The sequence below is a fragment of the Candidatus Latescibacterota bacterium genome, from assembly GCA_019038625.1.
Classification (GTDB): domain Bacteria; phylum Krumholzibacteriota; class Krumholzibacteriia; order Krumholzibacteriales; family Krumholzibacteriaceae; genus JAGLYV01.
Genome location: JAHOYU010000034.1, coordinates 1 through 2645, shown reverse-complemented (window position 1 = coordinate 2645; position 2645 = coordinate 1). Strand labels below are relative to the sequence as shown.

Here is a 2645-nt window from a genome sequence, read left to right as displayed (position 1 = left end):
ATCATACCCTCGATCACCGAATGAGGGTCGGTCTCTATGATTGACCTGTCCATGAAGGCTCCGGGGTCACCCTCGTCAGCGTTACAGACGACGAAGATCTCCTCACCGCGTTCGAGCGCCGCCTTGCGTCCCGATTCCCATTTGACGCCTGCGGGGAATCCACCACCGCCGCGCCCCCGGATACCGGAGACGATCACTTCCCTGATCACGCCCTCGGGGTCTCCGCTGCCGATCACGTTGCGAAGCGAAGCGTATCCGCCGCGTGCGATGTAGTGGTCTATGTTCTCGGGGTCTATCAGTCCCTTGTTTCTCAGGGCGATCAGCTGTTGTTTGCTGAAGAAGGTGATATCGTCCATCTTCTCGTTCACGGCGCCCGATACCGGGTCGGTGTGAAGGAGTCTTTCGACGACCTTTCCTTCGGCGAGACTGTCGACCAGTTCGGCTATGTCATTTTTCTGGACCTTCTGGTAAAAGGTGCCGGACGGCTGGACGACCACGATTGGCCCCATGGCGCAGAAGCCGTTACATCCGGTGCCCACGACAAGAAAATCCTTTTCCAGCCCCTTCTCCCTGATCACTGAAATCAGGCTGTCACGGATATCGAAGCCCTTCGCCGACACGCAACCGGTGCCGGTGCAGACCATCAGCATACTCTTGTACCCAGCTGCGATCTCCTTCTCCGACGAGACGATCTTCTCCAGGTCGTCTGAAGATATCCGGGCAGATTTTTTCGAAGTGGTCTTTTCGGCAGTCTTTTTCTTTTTTTCGGTCTTGCCGGCTGTCTCGAGGAGTTTTTCGGTATCCTTCGCCTTTACATTGCCGAATACCTCATCTCCGATCTTTACGACCGGAGCGATAGAGCAGGCTCCGAGGCAGGCGACCGCCTCGAGAGAGTATTTGTTGTCCTCCGTAGTCTGGCCGGTCTTCACGCCTAATACCCTCTCGAACGAATCGAGTATCTTCGCCGAGCCCTTCACGTGGCAGGCTGTGCCCATGCAGACCTGAACAATCGTCTCGCCTTTTGGCGCCAGGCTGAAGGCTTTGTAGAATGTGGCGATATGGTATAGATGTGCTTTCGGTTTGCCCGTTTTGCTGCAAAGTTCGTCGATGGCCGTCTTGGAGATGTGACGGAACCGCTCCTGGATGTCCTGCATCATCTCGATGACATATTCCGGATCGCACTTCCAATTATTTATAATAGAGTGGATCTCCTTGATCTCGCCCGCGCACTGAAGGGAGAGTATTTTCGGTTTGATCTGTTCGGCGACCTTGTTTTCCTCTATGCGCCAGGCTGGATTGATCTGGCGGTTCTTCAGGACGAGAGCCTTTAATTTTTTATCGCGAAACACGGTTCCCGTACCGCCTCGTCCGGCCTGTTTGATCCGGGGGACGTTACGTCGCCAGTCCCAGAAGGAGAAGTTGAGAACACCCATGTGCGTGTGTTCGGCTCCACGTCCCGCGGAAACGCAGGCGATGTTTCTGAGGTCGAGTTCATCGGCAGCGTACATCATGGAGAGTTCCTCTGCGAGAAGATGGGAGTCGACACTTTCCATGGGAGCAGTCTCGATAGTCACCTTTCCAGCGACAGCATCGATGAGGACGATGACTTCCCTGTCGGCCTTTCCAGTGACCATCAGCGCGTCAAACCCGGCAAATTTAAGGTATGGCCCGAAGTATCCGCCGACGTTACAGTCCATCATAGATTTCGTGAGAGGAGAAAGGGCCGTTACGATGGTCTTTCCCGATCCCGGAAATGAAGTCGCTCCGCCCAGGGGGCCCGAGGAGAAACAGAGTGGGTTCTCCGGGCTGTCCCATTTCGTGTCTTTCGAGATCTCCTGGAAAGTGAGCCAGAGATCGAACCCCTTTCCTCCCGTCCACATCTTCTTCATCTCGTCGCTGATCGGAAGTATGCTGACCTTGTTCTCTCCGATATCCACTCTCAACGCCCTGCTGGCGTACCCTTTTTCGAGCGGAATGACATCGAATGAGAACTCGCAGAGTACCTCGTGTGCTTCTTTCATCTTCAGGATACGTTTATCCGGCATCGACAGGGCCTCCTTGATCATATTGATTTGTTTTACAGGGATTTGAATATACACGTTCCTCATTCAGATATGAAGGAAAAACAGGAAGAAACAGCTGCTAAAATGCGGATGATCCCTGCCATTTCGTTATGTTCGAACAAACATAACGGTTGACCAGGTGTACCGGAATATGTTTATTCACTGTATCTGACCGATTGACATGGGATTCGGCCTGTCTGGTGATCAGCAGGGAATCCTGGTTCGATGGTAGAAGTCACGGGAAATTCAAGGTGATCTGGAAGAAGGGGCAGCGTTTATGCGATCAATGACCGGGTCGTTATCGATCCTGATGATTTTATTCCTCACTATTATCTCGTCTTGTGGGGATGGCGAAAAGACCGATCTGGTGATATTCCACGCGGGATCATTGTCAGTGCCGCTCAGGCGGATAGCGAATCTTTACATGGAGAAGAACCCGGGAGTGAATGTCCTTCTGGAAGCTGCCGGCAGCAGGGCGTGCGCGAGAAAGATATCGGAACTTGGAAGAGAATGCGGCGTCATGGCTTCTGCCGACTATACGGTGATCGATCAATTACTTATACCGGACCATGCCTCGTCAGT

Annotated in this window: 2 protein-coding genes; one reads left to right on the top strand and one right to left on the bottom strand. The window is 53.2% G+C overall.

All coding sequences use genetic code 11. The features are described from left to right. Nucleotides 1–2045 (bottom strand): NAD(P)H-dependent oxidoreductase subunit E (locus KOO63_02370; GenBank protein MBU8920682.1); only part of this gene is annotated, 2045 nt, incomplete at its 3' end. 295 nt (nt 2046–2340) lie between these two features. Here KOO63_02370 and KOO63_02365 point away from each other — a divergent pair. Then, on the top strand, nt 2341–2645 hold a 305-nt coding region (locus KOO63_02365; protein ID MBU8920681.1), incomplete at its 3' end, for a substrate-binding domain-containing protein.